Consider the following 2,218-nt stretch of genomic DNA (forward strand, 5'->3'; position numbering starts at 1 on the left):
GTGTATTTCCGCTGCATCAGTGTGTCTACCTTCTTCAAAAGCACGAATTAACTTTTGCATATCTTCGCCTACAATATGAGAAGCTACAGACACTACACCTGCACCTCCGATTGAAAGCAATGGCAATGTTAATCCATCATCCCCACTATAAACTGCGAAATCTGCCTGGCATTCTGAAATAATATCAGACATTTGCTCCAAATTCCCGCCAGCCTCTTTGATTGCTTGGATGTTTGAAATCTTACTTAATGCCAGAACCGTCTCTGGCAACATATTAACTACTGAACGACCCGGTATATTATAAAGAAGAACAGGCAATTTCGTTTCATTCGCGATCGTTTTAAAATGCTCATACATCCCTCGTTGATCCGGCTTATTGTAATACGGAGTAACGAGCATAATGCCATCCACTCCAGCTTCTTCAGCTATTTTGGTCAGTTCGATTGATGCTCTCGTGCTATTGCTACCAGTACCTGCATAGACTGGGATTCGTTTGTTAACTGATTCTACAGTAAAACGGATTAAGTCTGCTTTTTCTTGATTCGTTAATGTAGGAGATTCTCCCGTTGTTCCACAGACCACAATCGAGTCTGTGCCAGTTGCGATTAAATGTTCGATAAGTTTTGCGACCATTTCAAAATGTATGGAGCCATCTGGTAAGAATGGTGTGACCATCGCAGTAGATACGCGACCGATATTCATTAGAATCTCCCCTTTTAAATAATTCCGTCTTCAATCATTGCTTCAGCTATTTGGATTGAGTTCAATGCTGCACCTTTTAATAAATTATCTGCAACAATCCACATGTGGAACCCTTTGTCATTTGACAGATCTTTTCGTATGCGACCAACGAAAACTGCATCTTGACCTTCTGCAAATAWAGGCATAGGATAATGTTGTTTCGCAGGATTATCAAGTACTTCAATTCCCTTTGCCGCTTCTAAAATGGACCTTATTTCAGCAACGCTTACGCCCTCTTTATCGACTTCAATAAAAACAGACTCAGAGTGGCCAGATACAACTGGCAAACGTACACATGTAGCTGCAACCGATAAATCCGGAGCATGCATGATTTTCTTCGTTTCATTAATCATTTTCATTTCTTCCAGCGTAAAGCCATTATCATCAAATGTATCAATTTGAGGAATAGCATTGAACGCGATTGGATAATGTGTCTCAGCACTTTTAACTGGCAATACTTGAGCCACTGCATTTTTAGTTTCCCCAAATGTAGCACTTTGGGCTTCGAGCTCATTAATTGCAACAGCTCCAGCACCTGAAACAGCTTGATACGTGGAGACGATCACATTATTCAAACCAAACGCTTCTTTAATTGGTTGCAATGCACAAACCATTTGAATCGTCGAACAGTTTGGGTTGGCTATGATGCCATTGTGCAATTTAAGATCTTGACGATTCACTTCAGGCACGACGAGTGGAATATCTTTATCCATTCGGAATGCACTTGTGTTGTCGATAACGACTGCCCCACGTTTAGCCGCTTCTGGCGCAAGGACTTTCGAAACTGAGCCTCCTGCGCTGAATAATGCAATATCAACACCCTCGAATGCCTCAGGTGTCGCTTCTTCAATCGTATAAGATTTCCCTTTGAATTCAATGTTTTTTCCGGCTGAACGTTTTGAAGCCAGGAACTTTATATGTTGAATCGGAAAATTTCGTTTTACGAGTTGTTCCATCATTTTCTCTCCAACTGCACCGGTTGCACCGACAACAGCTACTGTGTAGCTTTTAGCCATGACACTCACTCCCTCTAGCCAACTAATTGGTCATAATGACGGTATTGTATCATAAACTTGCGTGATTGTGCATGAAAATTAATCCGATTGCCCGTGTTGGATTAGTAAGGGTTGAAGTTGTTGATGTTCTAGAGCTTTGACAATCGTTGGTAGAATCTGATTGAAATCGGAGATGAGGGAGTTTGGTTTTTTATATGGATCATCCTGACCGAATGGAATGAAGTAAATGTGTTTGGCATTTATTAATCTCATGACGTTTACGCCATTTAATCCAAGTGCATCATTAGTTGAAATGCCAAGGACGACAGGTCGACCGATTCGCATGGTTGCTTTGGCAGCCATCAAAACAGGTGAATCCGTTATTRCATTAGCTAAGCGACTGATTGAATTGCCCGTTATTGGTGCAATGACCATGCAATCAAGTGGCGCTTTTGGTCCGAGTGGTTCCGCATCGGCAATAG

At 41.6% G+C, this 2,218-nt stretch carries 3 protein-coding genes; all 3 read right to left on the reverse strand.

What is annotated here, in order from left to right:
* A partial coding sequence (dapA, locus tag AC1DSB_RS18330; protein ID WP_477587309.1) for a 4-hydroxy-tetrahydrodipicolinate synthase occupies window positions 1-702 on the reverse strand: 702 nt, incomplete at its 3' end.
* A gap of 14 nt (window positions 703-716) precedes the next feature.
* A complete protein-coding gene (locus tag AC1DSB_RS18335; RefSeq protein ID WP_477587310.1) occupies window positions 717-1,757 on the reverse strand; it encodes an aspartate-semialdehyde dehydrogenase in 1,041 nt (346 codons plus the stop codon).
* A gap of 78 nt (window positions 1,758-1,835) precedes the next feature.
* The coding region (locus tag AC1DSB_RS18340) for a dipicolinate synthase subunit B (protein WP_477587311.1) at window positions 1,836-2,218 on the reverse strand (383 nt) is incomplete at its 5' end.

This window comes from Paenisporosarcina sp. P4_E4_2 (assembly GCF_056401595.1).